The sequence below is a fragment of the Vibrio hepatarius genome (assembly GCF_043642085.1).
GTDB lineage: Bacteria > Pseudomonadota > Gammaproteobacteria > Enterobacterales > Vibrionaceae > Vibrio > Vibrio hepatarius_C.
On record NZ_JBHZSA010000006.1, the window covers coordinates 169,717 to 191,026 of the forward strand.

The following is a 21,310-nucleotide window of genomic DNA, read 5'->3' on the forward strand; positions in this document are numbered from 1 at the left end:
TTCAATCAAGCAACTTTTAGCTTACTTCGATACCTTGCGCTTGAAGATCGGCATGGTACGAAGAGCGTACAAATGGGCCACACGCTGCGTGAGTAAAGCCTAGCTCAAGTGCGATCTCTTTAAGTTCATCAAACTCAGAAGGCGGAACATAACGCTCTACTGGTAAGTGGTGACGGCTCGGAGCCAAGTACTGGCCAAGTGTCAGCATGGTCACACCATGTTCACGAAGGTCTTTCAGTACTTGAATGATCTCTTCCTTAGTTTCACCAAGGCCCATCATAACGCCAGATTTTGTTGGGATATCTGGGTGCTGCTCTTTGAATTTCTGTAGCAGTTGTAGTGACCACTTGTAGTTTGCACCCGGACGAGCCTTACGATATAGGCGCGGCGCAGTCTCTAGGTTGTGGTTGAATACATCTGGTGGATTGTCTTTCATTAGATCAAGCGCGACATCCATACGGCCACGGAAGTCAGGAACAAGAGTCTCGATTCTGATGCTTGGGTTAAGTGCACGGATCTCGCGGTTACAATCAGCGAAGTGTTGTGCGCCACCGTCACGTAGGTCGTCACGGTCAACAGACGTAATAACGACATACTTAAGCTTCATATCTTGGATGGTTTTCGCCAGTTTTTTCGGCTCATCAGCTTCAGGAGTAAGAGGGCGACCATGTGCTACGTCACAGAATGGGCAGCGACGAGTACAGATAGCACCAAGGATCATAAACGTAGCGGTACCGTGGTTAAAACATTCCGCTAGGTTTGGACATGAAGCCTCTTCACAAACAGAGTGGAGGTTATTTTTACGCATAGCCGACTTGATGTCTTGGATACGTTGGCTGTCCGCTGGGAGCTTGATCTTCATCCATTCAGGTTTACGAAGAACTTCTTTTTGCTCTGTTGGCATGTTCTTTACTGGAATCAGTGCCATTTTGTCAGCGTCGCGGTATTTAACGCCTTTTTCCATTTGGATTGGTTTACTCATGCTTCTCTTACTTCTCGTTACTGTTTGTCTTATTGGCTGGCTAATGTTTTGGATTCAACTTGGTCATAACCGAGTAGAGTCACCAGTTCTTCGACTAGCTTATGTTCGACCTCGATAATGTCACTTGGACCACCAAGCTGACTCACTTGAACCATTTCCATTCCGGCATAACCACATGGATTGATGCGGTGGAACGGCGATAGGTCCATATTTACATTTAATGCTAAACCATGGAACGAACATCCTTTACGGATTCGCAAACCTAAGGAACAGATTTTTTTGCCATCTACATACACACCCGGTGCGTCTGGGCGCGCTGCAGAGTCGATATTGTATGTCTTTAGCGTGTTAATTACGAGATTCTCGATATGCGTGACGAGATCTCGTACACCAATTTTTTTACGACGAAGGTTTATCAGGAAGTAAGCGACTAACTGACCTGGCCCATGGTAGGTCACTTGACCGCCGCGGTCACTTTGTACCACTGGAATATCGCCAGTGTTCAGTAAGTGCTCTGCTTTACCCGCTTGTCCTTGAGTGAACACAGGGTTGTGTTCAACGAGCCAAACTTCATCGGCGGTTTCATCCGTTCTGGTATCGGTGAAGTCATGCATTGCGCGCCAAATTGGCTCGTAATCTTGTCTGCCGAGATGTTTCACTACAAGCTGGTTTTGCATTCCGCTGTTCCATCGTCGATTAATAAAGTAGACGGATTATAAACTGCTTCTGGCAATCGAACTATATGCCAGTAACACATTTTTAACCCTAGAGTTTTTGTAGGATTTTTATCTGTTTGATATCTAAAAAGAAAGCAGCTTTCGCTGCTTTCAAAATAATTTGATAGATTCAAATTAAATTATAGAACCATGCGTACGATGTCGATCTCACCCAGTTCTTTGTATAGGGTCTCAACCTGCTCGATTGAAGTAGCAGTGATGTTCACTGATACCGAGTGGTAATTCCCCTTAGCGCTTGGCTTAACTGTAGGGCTGTAATCACCTGGAGCATGGCGTTGGATCACTTCTAGAACCTTCTCTGGCAGTTCAGGCTTTGCATAGCCCATAACCTTGTAAGTAAAAGAACAAGGGAACTCAAGCAGGTCTTTCAGTTTAGCATCTGAGTTAATGTTCAGCATGTTGGAACTCCAAGTTGAAAGTCGTTGTTTGCAGCGCGGAATAGTACTGCCTATCGATGAGGATCTCAAGGCATCACGATTCGCGGCTTAATATTATCAATACAATTAAAAAAGCCGCACTAGGCGGCTTTTTATCAGCTACATGCAGAAATTACAGGAAGCTTTTCACCAGCATTACAATGTAATCCCATAGGCGGCTAAATAGGCTGCCTTGCTCTACGTCTTCTAGTGCTAGAAGTGGGTACTCTGCAATATCTTCACCTTCTAGTTGATAGTATAGCTTACCAACTACGTCACCCTTCATAATTGGGGCTTCTAGCTCTTTTTCAAGTACAAAGCTAGCAGTTAGGTTTTTCGCTTGGCCACGCGGTAGTGTTACGTAAGTATCTTGGTCAAGGCCTAGAGCAACAGTATCTTTGTTACCCATCCAGATTTTCTCTTCAACAAACGTTTCGCCCGCTTTATGCGGAGCAACGGTTTCGAAGAAGCGGAAGCCGTAGCTCAGTAGTTTTTTGCTTTCAGACTTACGAGCATTGGCATTCTTAGTGCCCATTACAACAGCAACTAGACGCATTTGACCTTCAGTTGCTGAACTCACTAGGCTGTAGCCAGCGTTACTAGTGTGACCCGTTTTAATACCGTCAACGTTCATGCTCTTGTCCCAAAGTAGACCGTTACGGTTGTATTGGGTGATGCCGTTGTAAGTAAATTTCTTGTCTGAGTAGATGCGGTACTCGTCTGGTACATCGCGGATTAGCGCGCTACCCAGTAGAGCCATATCGTAGGGCGTTGAGTATAGGTTTGGGTTATCTAGACCATGCACGTTAGCAAAATGCGTGTCTTTCATACCAATGGTATCAGCCCAAGCGTTCATCAGATCGACAAATGCATCTTCAGAGCCTGCGATGTGTTCAGCCATTGCCACACACGCGTCGTTGCCAGATTGAACAATGATACCGCGGTTTAGATCTTCAACCTTAACGGTTGTTCCAACTTCGATGAACATCTTTGATGAGTCAGGGAAGTTCTTTGCCCAAGCGTTTTTACTGATAGTCACATCGTCTTGTAGAGAGATGTTGCCACGCTCAAGTTCTTGGCCGATTACGTAGCTGGTCATCATTTTGGTAAGACTCGCAGGAGAAAGCTTGGTATTCATTTCTTTCTCTGCCAGAACTTTACCAGAATGGAAGTCCATCAAAACGTAACCTTTCGCTGCGATTTGAGGCGCGTCAGGAACAACAATTGGAGATGCGAAAGCAGACGTTGCGATGGTTGCAGAAAGCGCAATTGATGACGCAAACACTGATTTTATTAGTGATGTTTTTTTCATAGTGACTACAGGTTTATCTAAAACTGTCCATATCTTAACAGAATCAATCACTCAAGCCAGTGTAGTGATTAAGTACACTGGATTGAGGACTAGTGGGATTTTATGAAAGCGCTGGTATAACCCAGCTCTTTTACTTGCTCTAGTGCTTTTTGGGTCAACATATAGTCGTTAAACGGACCTAAAAATACACGGTGAATATCGCTAGCAGAATTGACGTAGCTCTTCACTGATAGCTTTTGACTCAAGTCTTGCGCTAAAGTTTCAACGCGATCTTGATGTTTTGACGAAGCAACCTGAACAACAAACTTTGGCAGGGCTTCTTGTTTGTGTGTTTGAGTGGGTCTATCGACGGAAATGACCTCAATTGCCACGTTCGCCGTGCCAGTGCGGATAACATCAAGCTTTAACGCAGCAGCGTAACTTAGATCGATAATACGCCCCGGATGGAAAGGGCCGCGATCGTTAACGCGAACAACAGTGGTTTTGCCGTTATCTTTATTGGTGACTTTGACATAACTAGGAATAGGTAGCTCTTTATGCGCTGCCGTCATCGAGTACATGTCATAGATTTCACCGTTGGAGGTTAGATGACCATGAAACTTCTTACCGTACCAAGATGCCTGACCTTCTTGCTTAAAGCCTTTAGGCTCTTTGATGATGGTATAGCTTTCACCACGCAGCGTGTAATTGCTGTTGCCTCCTAAGCTATAAGGTTCGTACTGCGGCGTTGCATCTTCAATATGGTCAACACTGATTGGTGCATCAGGGGCAATATCATCATCAATCGAATAACGTTTCGATGGGGATGAAGAACACCCAGCCAGCACAAGGCTAGCTAGAAGTGTAGGGAGCAGTAGCTGCTTGTTTATCATTTATATTGCCTTAGAGAATGCTTTTCTGTGGGTATGGATCGACATTAAGATGCCAAAGCCGGCCATTAGGGTCACCATGGAGGTACCACCGTAACTGATAAGGGGCAGTGGAACACCAACTACCGGTAAAATGCCGCTTACCATGCCAATATTTACGAACACATAGACGAAGAAGCTTAATACGATACTGCCTGCCATCATTCGGCCAAAGGCAGTTTGAGCTTTACTTGCTAGTACCAAGCCGCGGCCAATGATAAATAAATACAGGCTAAGCAGGAGTAAGATGCCGATCAGGCCCCACTCTTCAGCGATAACAGCGAAGATAAAGTCAGTGTGTCGCTCAGGTAAGAACTCAAGCTGAGACTGAGTGCCTTGCAGCCAGCCTTTACCCGATATACCACCGGAACCAATCGCGATTTTACTTTGAATGATGTGATAACCAGCCCCTAGCGGGTCGGACTCTGGGTTGAATAGGGTTCTGACCCGGACTTTTTGATACTCGCGCATCAAGAAGAACCATAGAATTGGTAAAAAGGCACCTAGGCCACAAGCGGCGGCAAAGATGATCTTCCAGCTAATGCCTGCAAGGAAAATAACAAAGATACCTGATGCTGCGATAAGGATTGAGGTGCCTAAGTCTGGCTGTTTAGCGATTAAAATGGTTGGTACAAACACCATCACCAAAGAGATCACTAACGTCTGGAACGTGGGTGGTAGTGGGCGCTTACCAATATAGCGAGCGATCATCAATGGAACCGCTAGCTTTAACAGTTCCGAGGGCTGAAAGCGGATAAAACCCAAATTCAGCCAACGTTGCGCGCCTTTGGAGGCTTCACCAAAAAACAGCACCCCAAGCAGTAACACTACGCCGCCAACAAACATCAGTGGTGCTAAGGCTTCATAAGTACGCGGTGGGATTTGCGCTAGAATCAGCATCACACCAAGCGACAAGCCCATGCGCATTGCTTGACGATCCATCATCGCCAGACTTTGTCCGCTCGCACTGTACATTACCACTAGGCCAAAGCCCATTAATGCGAGAATGCCAAGCAGTAATGGTAAGTCGAGGTGGAAGCGTTCAAATAGAGCGCGATTTTCACCGGTTGCTGGATTTAAATCCATATTATTTCGTCTCTTTTTTATCAACTAGCGTGTGGTCAAAGATTCTTCTAACCACTGGGCCGCCTTGCGAAGAGCCACCACCTGCGTTTTCCAAAACAACCGTAACGATAAGTTTTGGATCGTCGATTGGGGCAAAGCCAGTAAATAGTGCGTGGTCGCGTAAGTGCTCGGCGATTTCATCCGCGTTGTACTCTTCATCTTCGCCAAGACCAAAGACTTGTGCGGTACCTGATTTACCTGCACTGACATACTTAGTCTTAGTAAAGGCTCTACGCGCCGTGCCTTTTTTACCATGGTTTACTAAACGCATGCCTTCTACCGCGATATCCCAATAGCGCTCTTTTACGCCCGTAATTGGCGGGTAGGTTTCTATATCTGAAAGCTGTTGTTTCTCAAACAGTTCGCCATTGTCGATAGTGGCACGTAGCAAGTGAGGTGCCACTACTTCACCGCGTTTCACCAGCACTGATGTCGCTTTGGCTAATTGCATCGGTGTTGCTGTCCAATAACCTTGTCCGATACCTACAGGGATGGTGTCCCCTTGGTACCAAGGCACTCGGTGTCTGGCCATCTTCCACTCTCGAGTTGGCATATTAGCCTTGCTCTCTTCATAGATATCTATGCCGGTGTAATCACCAAAGCCAAACATCATCATCCAACGAGAAATACGGTCGATACCCATGTCATAAGCAATCTGGTAGAAAAAGGTATCGACGGATTCCTCAATTGACTTAACAATGTCGACCTTACCATGGCCCCATGCAAGCCAATCTCTAAATGGGCGAGTCTTCGAATTTGGTATCTTCCAGTAACCTGGGTCATTTCGAGTGGTATACGGCGTGATCACCCCTTCCTGAAGCGCTGCCACCGCCATAAATGGTTTAATGGTGGAGGCTGGTGGGTAGATCCCGAGTGTCGCTCGGTTAACTAACGGACGATTTTTATCGTTCAGTAACGCGCTATAGTTTTTGCTCGAAATACCATGTACGAAAGCATTTGGGTCATAGCTTGGACTCGATACCATAGCCAGCACGCCATTGTCTTCCGGATCGAGAACAACCGCACTACCACGACGTCCGGCAAGAAGCTCATGAATATAGAGCTGTAAATTGATGTCCAGGTTAAGAACAATATCTTTCCCAGGCTCAGGCGGTACGTATTTTAGCGTGCGAATCACTCGGCCGCGGCTGTTAACTTCGACTTCTTGGTAACCTGCAGTGCCGTGTAAAAGGTCTTCGTAATAGCGTTCAATACCGAGCTTACCGATGTCTCGAGTAGCTTGGTAGTTGGCGTCTTTTTCTTCTCGGATTAGTCTCTGAATATCGCGATCGTTGATACGTGATACGTAACCAATAACGTGTGTTAGCACTTCACCATAAGGGTAGTGGCGCTTTAACGCTGCGTTTACCGAGACGCCTGGGAATTTGTACTGATTAACCGAAAATTTCGCAGCTTGATCTTGAGTTAGCTGAGTCAGGATCGGTACTGACTTAAAGCGACGTGTTTGACGACGTTCTTTCTCAAAGCGCTCAACTTGCTCTGGGGTAATCTCTAGGATTTGTTGTAGACGTTGGATGGTATCATCCATGTCTTTGACTTTCTCTGGCGTGATTTCAAGGCTAAAGACCGGGCGGTTTTCGGCCAATAGGTTACCGTTGCGGTCGTAAATCAAACCACGGTTTGGTGCAATAGGAACGACTTTGATTCGGTTATCGTTAGAGCGAGTTTTATAATCTTGATATTGGTTGATCTGGATATTGTACAGGTTGGTAACCAGAAGCCCCAGCATCGTAACGATACCAATGAAAGCGACAATAGCGCGACTCTTGAATAGTCGCGCTTCCTCATGGTAATCCCTTATCTGGGTACGCTTTCGTAACATCTATTGTTATTCTCGGTGATACGGGTGGTTAGCGGTAATGCTCCACGCTCGGTATAAACTTTCTGCCATGACAATACGCACTAACGGATGTGGCAAGGTTAGCGCGGATAGTGACCAACTTTGATCTGCAGCTGCTTTACAAGCAGGAGCTAGACCTTCTGGACCACCGATAAGGATTGATACATCACGTCCGTCGAGCTTCCAGCTCTCTAGTTGCTCCGCTAGTTGCGGCGTATCCCACTTTTTACCAGGGATGTCGAGAGTAACAATTCGATTGCCTTTTGGCACGGCTGCCAGCATTGCCTCACCTTCTTTTTGCAGAATCCTTGCAATATCGGCATTTTTTCCGCGTTTTCCGGCTGGAATTTCGACAAGTTCTAATGGCATATCATGAGGGAAGCGGCGTTTGTATTCTTGAAAACCCTCTTCCACCCATTTTGGCATTTTTGTACCAACGGCAATCAACTGTATCTTCATCGATTAGCCCCAAAGCTTCTCTAGCTGGTAAAGCTCGCGCTGCTCTTCTTGCATCACGTGAATAATGGTTGTGCCCATATCCACAACAACCCATTCACCTTCCGCTTCACCATCAATGCCAAGAGGCTCTAAGCCGGCCATTTTTGATTCTTTTGCAACGTGCTCAGCGATAGAAGCGACGTGACGTTTCGACGTGCCAGTACATACGATCATAAAATCGGTAATGCTTGATTTACCCTGAACATCAATGGTTTTGATGTCTTGGGCTTTCATGTCATCTACTTTGTCGACTAGGAAGTTATTTAACTCTTCAAGTTGCAAGGTGTTGTCCTCGTTGATGTTGTGCTGTTGTAGCGGGTTTCTATTTTGCGGCGGCGAAGTATATCACGCTTTTTATAGCTTCACTTGCGGCAGGCAAATCTCGGTACTCAACTGGTGAAGTAGTGGCCAGCTTGATTGATCGTACTGAGTTTTTACCAGTAATTCTATTTTGGCCAATAATTGCAGCAATTGGATTATTTTAGGTGCTTGTAATCGATTTAGCGCCGCGGAATAAAGTGGGCGCTTCGATTGCCAAATACGGTAACTCTCAAAAACCTGTCCAATTGGCTTTATTTGGATTTGATTAGCCATATTCAAAAGCTGGGTTAGCTCTTTTTGCACTGTGCGGATCAAGATGACGCTTTCTACACCTTCGGCTTCAAGCTGACGGAGTATTCTTTGCGAGCGTTTTGCTTTACCTGCAAGTAGGGCATCAATCCAGTGAAAAGCGGTAAAGTGGTTATGGCGACTTAGCGACTCTTCCAGTCTGACTAGGTTTAATATGCCATCAGGGTATTGTAACGCTAGCTTCTCAAGGCTCTGGGTTAATGCGAACAGGTTACCTTCATGCCACTGAGCAAGCATTTGCACGGCTTCCTGATCCGGTTTTAGGTTTAATGCGCGGCAACGAGCTTGAACAAACTGGGGTAACCTTTGAATATCAGGGGATAAGCAGTTTACCCAACAACCATTATTTGCCAGCGCTTTAAACCATTTAGCATTTTCTTGAGCTTTGGTCAGCTTACTGCCAATCAGCACAAAGATAATATCGCTATGCAGCATCTCTGATACGGAGAGCAGTTCTTTGGCAATGCCAGCGTTAACGCCAGACTCCGGTAGTTCAAGTTCTATGATTTGTTGAGCTGAGAATAGGCTCATAGCTTGGCAGCAGTCGTAAACGGCATTCCAATCAAATGAGCTATCAATGGCAAAACGATGGCGCTCTTCAAAACCTTGCGCAAAGGCGGCTTTTTGAATGGCTTGGCGAGACTCCTGAATGAGTAAAGGTTCACTGCCAAAGATAAGGTAAGTAGGGTGGAGCTGCTTATTGAGCTGCTCCACTAAACGGTCGGCGAAAATTCGCATAATAATTATTGATTCACTGGCGTTTCAGAAGTTGTCTGACCTTGAGCATCTTCAGTGTAGAAGGTTTTCACTCGGTACTGCTCTTCTTCCGCTTTCAACTGAGCTTCTTGTTCTTGCTCAAGCAGTTCATTAGCTTCAATATCGGCTCTTAAACGGCCCATCTGGCGAATGATTTGCGTTGCGGCAAGTTTACGCATTTCGTCTTCGATCATGTCGCGTTCTACCGATTTCGCAAGGGCAGTTAGCGGGTTATCTAGGTAACTACGCGTTACGCTGGTTGAGAAAGTTTTTGTTCCAAGGTCTGGAATCGTCACACGGTAAGAAGTGCGGAACGTCAGTTCTTTTTCTGCTGCGCGGGTATTTTGGTATAGAGATAGAGTACGTTCACCAACGCCCTCACTCACTAGGTGAAGGTTAGGAACGTTTGCTGCAGGTGGAACAACTTTGATTTCACTCATGCGCAGCTGGCCTTTCATCATGCGAGTAAAGGTGCTGTATTGGTCATAACTGGTTAGAGAAATTGTTTCTAGCTCTTCTGGTACAGAGTAATCACCGCGAAGATGGAAACCACAAGCAGATAGAAGGCTGGCCATTAGAACAACACTGGTTAGCTTGATTGATGACGTTGAGATCAGGCGTGATGCGCTATGAAACATGGATATAGGGCTCTCGATTATTGGAATATTTATCTTACGATTCTATGCCTTGAGTAGAGGCTAAAACCTTAAGATAAATAAAGCAGGGTAATGCTTTTGTTCAAGAGAACAGAGTTACCCTGCTTATGACTTATTTAACAGCGATTAGCTCGCCGCAATTTATTAGTTTGCCACAATGTTGAGAAGTTTACCTGGTACGTAAATTACTTTACGAACAGTTTTATCTTCTGTGAACTTAGTGACATTCTCATCGTTTAGGCCTAGTGCTTCAATATCTTCTTTTGAGATATCTGCAGGGACTGTCAGCTTCGCACGTAGCTTGCCGTTAACCTGAACGATGATTAGCTTCTCGTCTTCAACTAGCGCTTTCTCATCGTGAGTTGGCCATGCCGCGTTGTCGATATCAACTAAGTCTTCAGAACCTTGACCCAAACCTGCCCACATTTCGTAAGAGATGTGCGGAGTGATTGGGTAAAGCATTGCTACGACTGCTTTTAGTGCTTCATCTAGGATTGCACGATCTTGCGCTGACTCTTGAGGCGCTTTCGCTAGCTTGTTCATCAGTTCCATGATCGCAGCGATTGCCGTGTTGAACGTTTGGCGACGAGCAACATCGTCCGTCACTTTCGCGATAGTCTTGTGGACGTCACGACGTAGAGCTTTTTGGTCGCCAGATAGCGCTGAAGTATCAACAGCTTCTGCCGCGCCTTTTGATGCGTGCTCGTTAACCAGTTTCCAAACACGTTTCAGGAAGCGGTTTGCACCTTCAACGCCAGATTCTTGCCACTCAAGTGTCATGTCAGCAGGTGATGCAAACATCATAAATAGACGTACTGTGTCAGCACCGTACTTGTCTACCATCTCTTGTGGATCGATACCGTTGTTCTTCGACTTAGACATCTTGATCATGCCTGAGTGTGTTACGTCACGGCCTTCGTTATCTTTTGCCGAAGTGATGCGGCCTTTACCGTCACGCTCTACAGCAACGTCAGTTGGAGCAACCCACTCTTTACCGCCTTTATCGTTCTCGAAGTAGAACGCATCCGCTAGAACCATGCCTTGACATAGTAGCTGCTTGAACGGCTCGTCAGACGTTACGTAACCAGCGTCACGTAGCAACTTGTGGAAGAAACGAGAGTACAGTAGGTGCATACAAGCATGCTCGATACCACCGATGTACTGGTCTACAGGTAGCCAGTAGTTGGCTTTTTCTGGATCTAGGATGTCGTCAGCTTGTGGTGAACAGTAACGCGCGTAGTACCAAGAAGACTCCATAAAGGTATCGAATGTATCTGTCTCACGTAGAGCAGGTTCGCCGTTGAAAGTTGTCTTCGCCCATTCTTTATCAGCTTTGATTGGGCTAGTTACGCCGTCCATTACCACATCTTCAGGAAGAATTACTGGTAGTTGGTCTGCTGGTACTGGGTGAACTTCACCATCTTCAGTCGTTACCATTGGGATTGGCGCACCCCAGTAGCGTTGACGAGATACACCCCAGTCGCGTAGACGGAAGTTAACGGTTTTCTTACCTTTGCCTTCTGCTTCTAGCTTCGCAGCAATTGCGTCGAATGCTTCTTGGAAAGCAAGACCATCGAACTCACCAGAGTCGAACAGTACGCCTTTCTCAGTGTAAGCCGCTTCAGATACATCTAGTTCAGAACCATCTTCTGGCTTGATTACTGGAATGATATCGATGCCGTACTTAGTCGCGAACTCGTAGTCACGTTGATCGTGAGCTGGAACCGCCATTACCGCACCTGTGCCGTAATCCATCAGAACAAAGTTTGCTACGTAAACAGGAACAACACGACCATTAAGAGGGTGGACAGCCGTTAGGCCAGTATCCATGCCTTTCTTTTCCATCGTTGCTAGTTCAGCTTCAGCAACTTTAGTGTTACGACATTCTTCAACGAATGCAGCAAGCTCTGGGTTGTTCTTAGATGCTTTCTCTGCAAGTGGGTGACTAGCAGCGATACCAACATAAGAAACACCCATTAGTGTGTCTGGACGAGTTGTGTAAACTTCTAGTGGCGCTTCTTCACCGTTAACAGCGAAAGATAGCTCAACACCTTCAGAACGGCCAATCCAGTTGCGCTGCATGGTCTTAACCATCTCAGGCCAACCTTCAAGGTTGTCTAGATCGTCTAGTAGCTCCTGAGCGTACTCAGTGATCTTAATGAACCACTGTGGAATCTTCTTTTGTTCTACAGGCGTATCACAACGCCAGCAGCAACCGTCTTCAACCTGTTCGTTAGCTAGAACGGTTTGGTCGTTAGGACACCAGTTAACTGAAGACGTCTTCTTGTACACCAGGCCTTTGTTGTAAAGCTTCGTGAAGAACTCTTGTTCCCAACGGTAGTACTCAGGAGTACACGTTGCGAATTCACGGTTCCAGTCGTAACCAAAGCCTAGAAGCTTAAGTTGGTTCTTCATGTACTCAATGTTTTCGTAAGTCCATGGCGCTGGCGCAGTGTTGTTTTTTACTGCTGCGTTTTCAGCAGGTAGACCAAACGCATCCCAACCGATTGGTTGCATTACGTTTTTACCTTGCAGGCGTTGGAAGCGAGAGACTACATCACCGATAGTGTAGTTACGCACGTGACCCATGTGCAGTCGGCCACTTGGGTAAGGGAACATAGATAGACAGTAGAATTTTTCTTTGTTTGGGTCTTCACTTACAACAAAGGTCTTGTTGTTGTCCCAGTGCTGTTGAACTTTCTGTTCAATATCTTGCGGGTTGTATTGTTCTTGCATCGATGATGTCCGGTTATCTTGGAATTTGTGAGTTCGGTTAGAACAGACTTAAATAGATCGTCATAGAATACCTAAAGGAACGAGGTACAACAATAGCTATCCCCGTCATACTTCTATTTAGGGGAGCACATGGATTGGAATCTTGAGGAGGTTCGCTATGCCAAAACGCAAAGCAGGTTATGAAGAGATGCTAGATGACGTGGTTGAAACACTCAAACATAGCCCTGATGAAGTGAACCACGTCATTGAAACGTCGGGGAAAGTGGCTCAAGCCGCGAATGACTTGACTAAAGATGAGGTGGCATTGGTTTCAGCATACGTTAAGTCAGATTTAAAAGAGTTTGCAGACAGCTATGAAGATTCTAAAGGCGGCCCATTTTATCTGATGGTTGCTGACTCTATTTGGCAAGGTTTGCTCGATATCACTGACCGAACCAAGGTGGAATGGGTGGAACTATTCCAAGATCTAGAGCACCAAGGTCTATATCAAGCCGGTGAAGTGATTGGTTTAGGTCATTTAGTCTGTGATGACTGTGGGCATAAAACTCAATACAACCACCCAACGGTTATTATTCCATGTACCAAGTGTGGCTGTAAGGGGTTTAGCCGTCAGGCATTGAAGCCGTAAAGCTTTACCCAATTAGACAATAACTGTCATTCCATTGAGTGACGAAGGAGCGAGTAGGGAGTCTCGCTAAGTATTCTACTCGCTTCAAGAGATCCCCAACTCACACGTTCCTCGTTCTTGGGGATGACAATGATAAAATGAGAAGCGTCATTCCATTGAGTGACGAAGGTGCGAGTAGGGAATCTCACTAAGTATTCTACTCGCCTCAAGAGATCTCCAACTCGGTCGTTCCTTCTTCTAGAGGGGGCAGTAAAAAAGAGGGTTGATGTTTTCACACCAACCCTAAGATTTTCTCGCTAGTCTCTCAACTTCCAACCAACAACCAGACTCAACACCACCCAAATATACAGCGGCCAAGTGCCCACTTGTCGATAAGGTGTTTCACCTGTGGTAGATGTGATTTCTGCTCTTAATACCGCAGTTTCAAACTGTGGCACTTGCGCAGTGATATGGCCCAAATAGTCAGTCACGGCGGTGAGGCCGTTGTTGGTCGCACGAATCACCGGTTTACCTAGCTCTAGAGCGCGCATGCGCGCAATTTCCATATGCTGTAACGGGCCAATTGATTTACCAAACCACGCATCGTTAGATAGTGTGAGAATGTAATCTGTTTGGTCGTTGACGTTTTGTCTGACTTGCTCGTTAAAGATGATTTCATAACATAGCGCTGGTGCCATCTGCTTATTGTTGGCACTGATGTTCGGCTGGATAAAGTCACCACGGCTAAATGAAGACATTGGTAAATTAAAGAAAGGCGCAATTGGTCTTAAGATATCTTCGAACGGAACAAACTCACCAAATGGAAGTAGGTGATGTTTGTGATAGCGCTTGTCCATGTCGTAGCTGTAATCACCGTAAGGGGTTTGGCCTAGGGTCAAAATGCTGTTGTAAAACTGCTTATCTTCGCCTTGGTTTACGATACCTGTGATAACCGCACTGTTATTCATACGAGCGGCAGCATCTAAGTTGCGTAAGAACGATGAAATCTCAAATTCAAAAGCAGGGATGGCTGCTTCAGGCCAAATGATGATGTCCGCATCCCAGTTCTCTCGAGTGAGATCAGTGTACTTCATGATGGTTGGCCAGCGCTCGCTCGGCTTCCACTTTAGCTCTTGAGGAACATTGCCTTGAATCAGAGCGATCTTAGTGATCTTTTCAGGGCTAGGTGTCACCCACTGAGCCGATTGCAGCCCGTAGCCAGTCATAACAATAACTGCTGGGATCACTAGGTGTAGCCATTGTCGGTTTAGCGCCGAGTAGGCAATAGCGCCAGCACTAACAACGACAAGTAAAGTGAGTAGCTCAACCCCCCCAATAGGGGCGAAGTTAGCCAGTGGACTTTCTATTTGACTGTAGCCCAACCATAACCAAGGAAAGCCAGTCATCACCCAGCCACGTAGCCAGTCAAAAATGAGCCACAGAGCCGGTGCCGCTAACAAATAGCGGGTACGATTACCGTTAGGGAAGAAACGATTCAGGCTCCAAGAAAAGAGCGCCGAATAAATGGCAAGGTAGCCGATAAGCAGTGACATTAAAAACACACTGGCTATCTTTGGCATGCCACCGAAGTTATCAATACTGACGTGCACCCAACTGACGCCGGTTGCAAATTGACCTAGGCCCCAAGCATAGCCAACCCACAGTGCGCGCTTAGCGGATTGCTGGTGGATCAGTAAAAGGAGCAGAGCAGGGCTGATAAAAGCGATAGGCCATAGCTCGTAAGGAGCAAAGGCAAGAGTCGTGGATGCGCCAACAAAAACGGCCGCGAGCGGCCGTTTGAGGCGATGAAAAAAGGAATTGATCATCGGTATTATTCTTTTTGTTCCCGCAAGGGAGCGTAGCGTTACTCTTCGGTAGAGTCTGTAATGAGCTCTTCGTCAGGGATGGTCACTTGTAGCTGTAACACACGACGGTTGTCAGCAGAGGTAACTTTGAAGTTGTACCCTTCAATTTCGACTACTTCACCGCGTGATGGTAGATGACCAAACGCAGTCATTACCATACCACCTACAGTATCGACCTCTTCATCACTAAATGATGTGTTGAAGGTGTCATTGAACTCTTCGATTGTTGTCAGAGCTTTTACTGCAAATGTGTGTTTGCTTAGTTTGCGAATATCCAGTTCTTCTTCATCGTCAAATTCATCTTCGATTTCACCAACGATTTCTTCAAGAATATCCTCGATAGTCACAAGGCCAGAGACCCCACCAAACTCATCAACAACGATAGACATGTGATAACGTTCTTCACGGAACTCTTTCAGTAGGCGGTCTACACGCTTACTTTCAGGAACAACCACCGCAGGACGGATAACTTGTTCGATATCAAATGGTTCGCTGCCAGAGCCTAAGTATTTAAGTAAGTCCTTCGCAAGCAGAATACCTTCTACATGGTCTTTATCTTCACTGATAACTGGGTAGCGTGAGTGCTGAGCATCAGTAATGAGGTTAATTAGAGTGTCTAAATCGTCACTACGATCAACCGTAACCATTTGCGAACGCGGTAACATGATGTCACGCACACGCATTTCAGAGATCTCCATAACACCTTCTAGCATATCGCGGGTGTCGTGGTCGATCAGGTCGTTTTCTTCTGAGTCGCGGAATACTTCCACAAGCTCTTGGCGATCTTTTGGTTCACCTTGAAAAATTTGACCTAGGCGTCCGAAGAAGGACTTTCTACTCGGACCTTCAGATTTTTCTTTCTTACCTTCTAGAGAAGAGGGCGAATTGTCTTCGTTCATTGTTTCTCATTTAAGTAACGCTATCAGATGTGTGATAGCTCACGTCAGTAGTGCTAAGTAAGATTACTTACATTACTCTTTCTCATCAATGTAGGGGTCATTAAAGCCCATACGTTGCATGATTTCTGTTTCGAGTGACTCCATCTCTTCAGCTTCGTCATCCTCGATATGATCATAACCTAGCAGATGCAAGCTGCCATGTACAACCATATGCGCCCAGTGAGCCATTAGAGGTTTGTTTTGCTCGATGGCTTCACGTTCAACAACTTGGCGGCAGATGATTAAATCACCCAATAAATCCATCTCAATGCTTGGAGGCGCTTCAAACGGAAAAGAAAGCACATTGGTTGGCTTGTCTTTGCCACGATAGTCATGGTTAAGCTGGTGGCTTTCTTCTTCATCCACTAAACGAACCGTTACTTCGGCCTGTGGTTGAAAGCTTGTCACAGCAGAGCTTAACCAGAGATGAATATCGTCAAAAGTCGGTAAGCCGTTTTCATCTTCGACAGCTAATTGAAGATCCAGTTCAATACTCATGCTTAGTTACTCTCTTTTGCCGTCGTATTACTTACCGTTGCCGCAGCGTCAACTAGAGCTTGGTTAGCGGCCTGCTGAGCTTCACGCTCTTCACGGCGGATGCGGTCACGCTCTTTACGCTCTTTCTGATCTTTCGCTTCCCACTTCTCATAAGCGTTAACGATGCGCGCTACCACAGGGTGGCGAACAACATCATCGGCTAAGAAGAAGTTGAAGCTGATGTCATCGACATCACTTAACACTTCGATCGCATGACGCAGGCCTGATTTCGCCCCACGAGGCAAATCAATCTGAGTAATATCACCGGTAATCACCGCACGAGAGTTAAAGCCGATACGCGTCAAGAACATCTTCATCTGTTCTACGGTGGTGTTTTGACTTTCATCTAAGATGATGAATGCATCATTGAGTGTTCGACCACGCATATAAGCCAGCGGCGCAACCTCGATAACGTTACGCTCAATCAGTTTCTCTACCTTTTCAAAGCCTAACATTTCAAAAAGGGCATCGTATAGTGGACGAAGGTATGGGTCGACTTTTTGGCTTAAATCACCTGGTAGGAAGCCGAGCTTCTCACCTGCTTCTACTGCTGGACGAGTAAGCAAAATACGACGAATTTCTTGGCGCTCTAAAGCATCAACTGCTGCAGCAACTGCTAGGTAAGTTTTACCTGTACCTGCCGGACCAATACCGAAAGAGATGTCATGGGTAACCATGTTCATCAAGTATTGACCTTGGTTTGGTGTACGCGGTTTGATGACGCCTTTTTTGGTCTTGATGAACACTTCTTTGCCGTGCTCGAAGCTCGCTTCTAGATCTTGCTCTAGTACACCTGTTTCTTTAATCGCAAGATGGATTTCGTCTGGTTCAACATCAGGAATGTTGCCGCGAACAGGTGCCGTATTTACGTAAAGTGTTTTAATGATTTCAAGCGCTGCAGCACTGGTATGTGGCTTGCCTACGATGGTAAAGAAGTTACCACGGTAGCTGATTTCAACGCCTAAGCGACGTTCTAAGTGCTTGATATTATCGTCGAAAGGACCGCAAAGGCTAGCTAGACGGCGATTGTCAGAAGGTTCTAGATTGATTTCTAGAGTTACAATTTTATTGCTCAAAGTTGCCTCTCAAAGTGTGCCACTCTAAAAAAGCCCGATTTAGACCGGGCTTCTAATGGCGATCGTTACCTATCTCTAAGATGGTAACTTATACAGCGATTTTCAAGCTTAAGGCGTAAAGGTTGCTACACCTAGCTCATCTTCGCGCTTTGTTTTTGCCATCATCTGAGTAGGAGAGATGACTGTGCGAAGGTCCATGTCTTTTTCAGTGCGAACCAGGTCCCCACGTAAAGAGTTAGCAAATACGTCAGTGATCTTCACATCAACAAACTGACCGATTAGGTCTGCACTGCCTTCAAAGTTCACTACACGGTTGTTTTCAGTACGTGCGCGAAGCTCCATAAGGTTCTTTTTCGACGGGCCTTCAACAAGAACGCGCTGCTCTGTATCAAGCATAAGGCGTGAGTAGCGCATTGCTTGTGCATTAACCGTTTGTTGCAGTTCGTATAGACGCTCTTTTTTCTCTTGCTCTGGCACGTCACATGGGTAGTCAGCAGCTGGCGTACCTGGACGTGGAGAGAAGATAAAGCTGAAGCTCATATCGAAATCAACGTCTTTGATTAGCTTCATTGTGTCTTGGTGATCTTTCGCTGTTTCACCAGGGAAGCCAACAATGAAGTCAGAACTGATTTGAATGTCAGGACGCGCTTTACGTAGCTTACGAATGATTGACTTGTATTCAATCGCTGTGTGAGGACGCTTCATCATAGTAAGAATGCGGTCACTACCACTTTGTACAGGTAGGTGCAGGAAGCTTACAAGCTCAGGCGTATCTTCATAAACTGCGATGATGTCGTCAGTGAACTCTAGTGGGTGGCTGGTTGTAAAGCGAATACGGTCGATGCCATCGATAGAAGCAACAAGACGAAGCAGTTCAGCGAATGAGCAGATATCACCTTCGTGTGTTGGACCACGGTATGCGTTTACGTTTTGACCTAGTAGGTTGACTTCGCGTACACCTTGATCAGCGAGCTGTGCGATTTCGAATAGTACGTCATCCATTGGACGGCTTACTTCTTCACCACGAGTGTAAGGTACAACACAGTAAGTACAGTACTTAGAACAGCCTTCCATGATAGAAACGAATGCTGTTGCACCTTCAGCGCGAGGCTCTGGTAGACGGTCAAACTTTTCAATCTCAGGGAAAGAGATGTCCATTACTGGCGCTTCATTCGATTGAGATTGTTTGATCATCTCTGGAAGGCGGTGCAGTGTTTGTGGACCGAAGATTACGTCTACAAAAGGTGCACGTTCACGGATGTGGTCACCTTCTTGTGTAGCAACACAGCCGCCAACACCGATAACAACGCCTTCTTTCTTATCTTTTAGCGTTTTCCAACGACCAAGCTGGTGGAACACTTTCTCTTGCGCTTTTTCGCGAATTGAACAGGTATTAAGAAGTAGTACGTCTGCCTCTTCTGGTTCTTCCGTCAGCTCATAGCCGTTAGCCGCGTTCAGTAGATCCGCCATTTTTGATGAATCGTATTCGTTCATCTGGCAGCCCCAGGTTTTAATTAGCAGTTTCTTACTCATTTTGTTCGCTCGATCGTTAGTTTAAATTAAGGGAGCAAATCGCCCAGTGTTACTTATAGTCATCTATAAAATGTAATGCTTGATGACCGAATTTTCTGCTCACAATGCAGAGAGCGGCGTATTGTACTGCTTTAAAAACCAACTGACTAGTGTTGCGGATAAATCAATTCAAAGCGTTATCAAACAAGGGATTTGCCCGTATGGCAATTGAGGTTTTTGGTTACATTTTGGTAATGAAAACGTACAATAAAAAACAGCAAATAATCAATATGATGAAGTACAAATTATGAGCAATTTTGATGTTGCAGTGATTGGTGGAGGCATGGTTGGGGCCGCAACCGCGATTGGTTTTGCCAAGCAAGGCCGCAAGGTAGCGGTCGTTGAAGGTGCCAAACTCAAGCCGTTTAGCCCAGAGCAACCATTAGATATTCGTGTTTCTGCCATTTCTGAGCATTCAGTTTCTATTTTGACAGAGTTAGGTGCATGGAATGTAATCCAATCTATGCGTGTTTGCCCTTACCGACGTTTAGAAACGTGGGAGCATCCTGAGTGTCGAACTCGCTTCCATGCTGAATCTCTGGGTATGGAGCAACTGGGCTACATTGTTGAAAATCGGCTGATTCAACTTGGTTTATGGCAGCAGTTAGAATCGCTCGATAACGTAACACTTTATTGTCCTGACACACTTGATGATATTATCTTTGGCGAAACGAATCAGGTTAAGCTGTCATCTGGTCAATCTATCTTTGCGGAGTTAATTGTCGGCGCTGATGGCGCTAACTCAAAAGTTCGCCAGTTGGCTGGTATCGGTATTACCGCTTGGGATTATCGTCAGCACTGCATGTTGATCAATGTTGAAACGCAGCTTCCTCAGCAAGATATTACTTGGCAACAGTTTACGCCGTCTGGTCCAAGATCGTTTCTTCCTCTTGCATCGCTTCACATTGATGGAAAGGAGAGTACTCAAGGCTCGTTGGTTTGGTATGACTCTCCAAGTCGTATTAGGCGGTTATCAGCGATGTCATCAGTTCAATTGCGCGAAGAAGTATTGGCTCACTTTCCGCAAGAGCTTGGTGATATCAAAGTGCTTCAAGCTGGTTCATTCCCATTGACGCGTCGTCATGCGCAATCTTATTCCGCCAACCAGTGTGTGCTTGTCGGCGATTCCGCTCATACGATTAATCCACTGGCAGGGCAGGGTGTGAACCTTGGCTTTAAAGATGTTGAAGTGCTACTTGAAGTGACAGAAGGCAAAGACGCGTTATCACAAAGTGTTTTAGCGCAATATGAAAGGAAGCGCCGCCCAGATAATTTGCTGATGCAGTCAGGAATGGACTTTTTCTACAAAGGGTTTAGCAATGATATTGCGCCGTTAAAACTCGTGCGTAATGCGGCACTGAAAATTGCTGAAAATACAGGGCCTTTGAAAGCCCAGGTATTGAAGTACGCATTGGGGCTGAAATAGCCTGAATAAAATACTGAGATATAAAAAACGCAGCCAATCGGCTGCGTTTTTAATGTTTGGCTAAGTAAGATTACTTAGTTACACGTAGTACTGGAGTTTCACCAACAGTTACAGAACCAGCAAGCTTGTTCAGCTCTTTGATTTCGTCCATGTTTGAGATAACTACAGGAGTAAGAGTTGACTTAGCTTTCTCTTCTAGAAGAGCTAGATCGAATTCGATGATAGTGTCACCAGCTTTAACTGATTGACCTTCTTCAGCGATGCGCTTGAAGCCTTCGCCTTTTAGTTCAACAGTATCGATACCGAAGTGAACGAATAGCTCAACGCCGTCGTCAGATTCGATAGAGAACGCGTGGTTAGTTTCGAAGATCTTACCGATAGTACCGTTTACAGGAGCTACCATTTTGTTGCCAGCAGGCTTGATCGCAATACCGTCACCAACGATTTTCTCAGCAAAAACAACATCTGGCACATCTTCGATGTTTACGATTTCACCAGAAAGAGGTGCGATGATTTCGATTGCACCAGCGTCAGCGCTGTCGTCAGATACTAGCTTCTTAAGTTTGTCAAACAGACCCATTGTGTCATGCTCCTAACGTTTTCGTTTAATTCTGTCGAATTATAGTATACCAATCTTGCGAGATAGACGACTTTTTTTACCGTCTATCTCAT

At 45.8% G+C, this 21,310-nt stretch carries 20 protein-coding genes; 2 read left to right on the plus strand and 18 right to left on the minus strand.

Annotation, left to right across the window (positions count from 1 at the left end):
- Window positions 1-16: 16 nt before the first annotated feature.
- The 12 genes from lipA to leuS form a co-directional block, all read right to left on the minus strand.
- Window positions 17-982 carry a lipoyl synthase gene (gene lipA, locus ACHUFZ_RS13855; protein WP_134836264.1) on the minus strand — a complete coding sequence of 322 codons (966 nt, stop codon included), beginning with the start codon at window positions 980-982 and terminating at the stop codon, window positions 17-19.
- Window positions 983-1,011: 29 nt separating this feature from the next.
- Window positions 1,012-1,659, minus strand: coding sequence for a lipoyl(octanoyl) transferase LipB (lipB, locus tag ACHUFZ_RS13860; RefSeq protein ID WP_394127615.1), 648 nt, complete (start codon window positions 1,657-1,659; stop codon window positions 1,012-1,014).
- A 179-nt stretch (window positions 1,660-1,838) separates the two neighbouring features.
- A complete protein-coding gene (gene ybeD, locus ACHUFZ_RS13865; RefSeq protein WP_004415161.1) occupies window positions 1,839-2,117 on the minus strand; it encodes a DUF493 family protein YbeD in 279 nt (92 codons plus the stop codon).
- Between the two features lie 151 nt (window positions 2,118-2,268).
- Window positions 2,269-3,447 carry a serine hydrolase gene (locus ACHUFZ_RS13870; protein ID WP_394127616.1) on the minus strand — a complete coding sequence of 393 codons (1,179 nt, stop codon included), beginning with the start codon at window positions 3,445-3,447 and terminating at the stop codon, window positions 2,269-2,271.
- Window positions 3,448-3,536: 89 nt separating this feature from the next.
- Window positions 3,537-4,319 (minus strand): septal ring lytic transglycosylase RlpA family protein, encoded by a 783-nt coding sequence (locus ACHUFZ_RS13875; RefSeq protein WP_134836261.1) that lies wholly within the window; start codon window positions 4,317-4,319, stop codon window positions 3,537-3,539.
- Entirely contained in the window at window positions 4,320-5,441 is a 1,122-nt protein-coding gene (gene rodA / locus ACHUFZ_RS13880) for a rod shape-determining protein RodA (protein WP_394127617.1), read from the minus strand.
- A gap of 1 nt (window position 5,442) precedes the next feature.
- The gene (gene mrdA / locus ACHUFZ_RS13885; RefSeq protein WP_394127618.1) at window positions 5,443-7,323 is read right to left on the minus strand and encodes a penicillin-binding protein 2; all 1,881 of its coding nucleotides are present in this window, start codon (window positions 7,321-7,323) and stop codon (window positions 5,443-5,445) included.
- A gap of 6 nt (window positions 7,324-7,329) precedes the next feature.
- Window positions 7,330-7,800, minus strand: coding sequence for a 23S rRNA (pseudouridine(1915)-N(3))-methyltransferase RlmH (rlmH, locus tag ACHUFZ_RS13890; RefSeq protein ID WP_053441758.1), 471 nt, complete (start codon window positions 7,798-7,800; stop codon window positions 7,330-7,332).
- A gap of 3 nt (window positions 7,801-7,803) precedes the next feature.
- Window positions 7,804-8,121, minus strand: a complete 318-nt coding sequence (rsfS, locus tag ACHUFZ_RS13895) for a ribosome silencing factor (RefSeq protein WP_053441759.1) — start codon at window positions 8,119-8,121, stop codon at window positions 7,804-7,806.
- Between the two features lie 72 nt (window positions 8,122-8,193).
- Window positions 8,194-9,207, minus strand: a complete 1,014-nt coding sequence (holA, locus tag ACHUFZ_RS13900) for a DNA polymerase III subunit delta (RefSeq protein ID WP_394127619.1) — start codon at window positions 9,205-9,207, stop codon at window positions 8,194-8,196.
- Between the two features lie 5 nt (window positions 9,208-9,212).
- The gene (locus ACHUFZ_RS13905; protein ID WP_394127620.1) at window positions 9,213-9,863 is read right to left on the minus strand and encodes an LPS-assembly lipoprotein LptE; all 651 of its coding nucleotides are present in this window, start codon (window positions 9,861-9,863) and stop codon (window positions 9,213-9,215) included.
- A 162-nt stretch (window positions 9,864-10,025) separates the two neighbouring features.
- The gene (gene leuS, locus ACHUFZ_RS13910) at window positions 10,026-12,617 is read right to left on the minus strand and encodes a leucine--tRNA ligase (RefSeq protein WP_394127621.1); all 2,592 of its coding nucleotides are present in this window, start codon (window positions 12,615-12,617) and stop codon (window positions 10,026-10,028) included.
- Window positions 12,618-12,774: 157 nt separating this feature from the next.
- Here leuS and ACHUFZ_RS13915 point away from each other — a divergent pair, with 157 nt between their 5' ends.
- The gene (locus ACHUFZ_RS13915) at window positions 12,775-13,245 is read left to right on the plus strand and encodes a zinc ribbon-containing protein (RefSeq protein ID WP_053441763.1); all 471 of its coding nucleotides are present in this window, start codon (window positions 12,775-12,777) and stop codon (window positions 13,243-13,245) included.
- A gap of 296 nt (window positions 13,246-13,541) precedes the next feature.
- On the opposite strand, the gene lnt is transcribed toward ACHUFZ_RS13915, so the two are convergent.
- The 5 genes from lnt to miaB form a co-directional block, all read right to left on the minus strand.
- Window positions 13,542-15,050 carry an apolipoprotein N-acyltransferase gene (lnt, locus tag ACHUFZ_RS13920; protein WP_394127622.1) on the minus strand — a complete coding sequence of 503 codons (1,509 nt, stop codon included), beginning with the start codon at window positions 15,048-15,050 and terminating at the stop codon, window positions 13,542-13,544.
- A gap of 38 nt (window positions 15,051-15,088) precedes the next feature.
- Window positions 15,089-15,988 carry a CNNM family magnesium/cobalt transport protein CorC gene (gene corC / locus ACHUFZ_RS13925; RefSeq protein ID WP_053441765.1) on the minus strand — a complete coding sequence of 300 codons (900 nt, stop codon included), beginning with the start codon at window positions 15,986-15,988 and terminating at the stop codon, window positions 15,089-15,091.
- 72 nt (window positions 15,989-16,060) lie between these two features.
- A complete protein-coding gene (ybeY, locus tag ACHUFZ_RS13930) occupies window positions 16,061-16,525 on the minus strand; it encodes an rRNA maturation RNase YbeY (protein WP_394127623.1) in 465 nt (154 codons plus the stop codon).
- Between the two features lie 2 nt (window positions 16,526-16,527).
- Entirely contained in the window at window positions 16,528-17,640 is a 1,113-nt protein-coding gene (locus tag ACHUFZ_RS13935) for a PhoH family protein (protein ID WP_134836251.1), read from the minus strand.
- A 108-nt stretch (window positions 17,641-17,748) separates the two neighbouring features.
- The gene (miaB, locus tag ACHUFZ_RS13940; RefSeq protein ID WP_004415119.1) at window positions 17,749-19,173 is read right to left on the minus strand and encodes a tRNA (N6-isopentenyl adenosine(37)-C2)-methylthiotransferase MiaB; all 1,425 of its coding nucleotides are present in this window, start codon (window positions 19,171-19,173) and stop codon (window positions 17,749-17,751) included.
- A gap of 286 nt (window positions 19,174-19,459) precedes the next feature.
- On the opposite strand from miaB, the gene ACHUFZ_RS13945 reads away from it, so the two are divergent.
- On the plus strand, window positions 19,460-20,638 hold the full coding sequence (locus ACHUFZ_RS13945) for a 2-octaprenyl-3-methyl-6-methoxy-1,4-benzoquinol hydroxylase (RefSeq protein WP_394127624.1): 1,179 nt from the start codon (window positions 19,460-19,462) through the stop codon (window positions 20,636-20,638).
- 70 nt (window positions 20,639-20,708) lie between these two features.
- Here ACHUFZ_RS13945 and crr read toward each other — a convergent pair whose 3' ends face one another.
- The gene (gene crr, locus ACHUFZ_RS13950; protein ID WP_053441769.1) at window positions 20,709-21,218 is read right to left on the minus strand and encodes a PTS glucose transporter subunit IIA; all 510 of its coding nucleotides are present in this window, start codon (window positions 21,216-21,218) and stop codon (window positions 20,709-20,711) included.
- Between the last annotated feature and the right edge of the window lie 92 nt (window positions 21,219-21,310).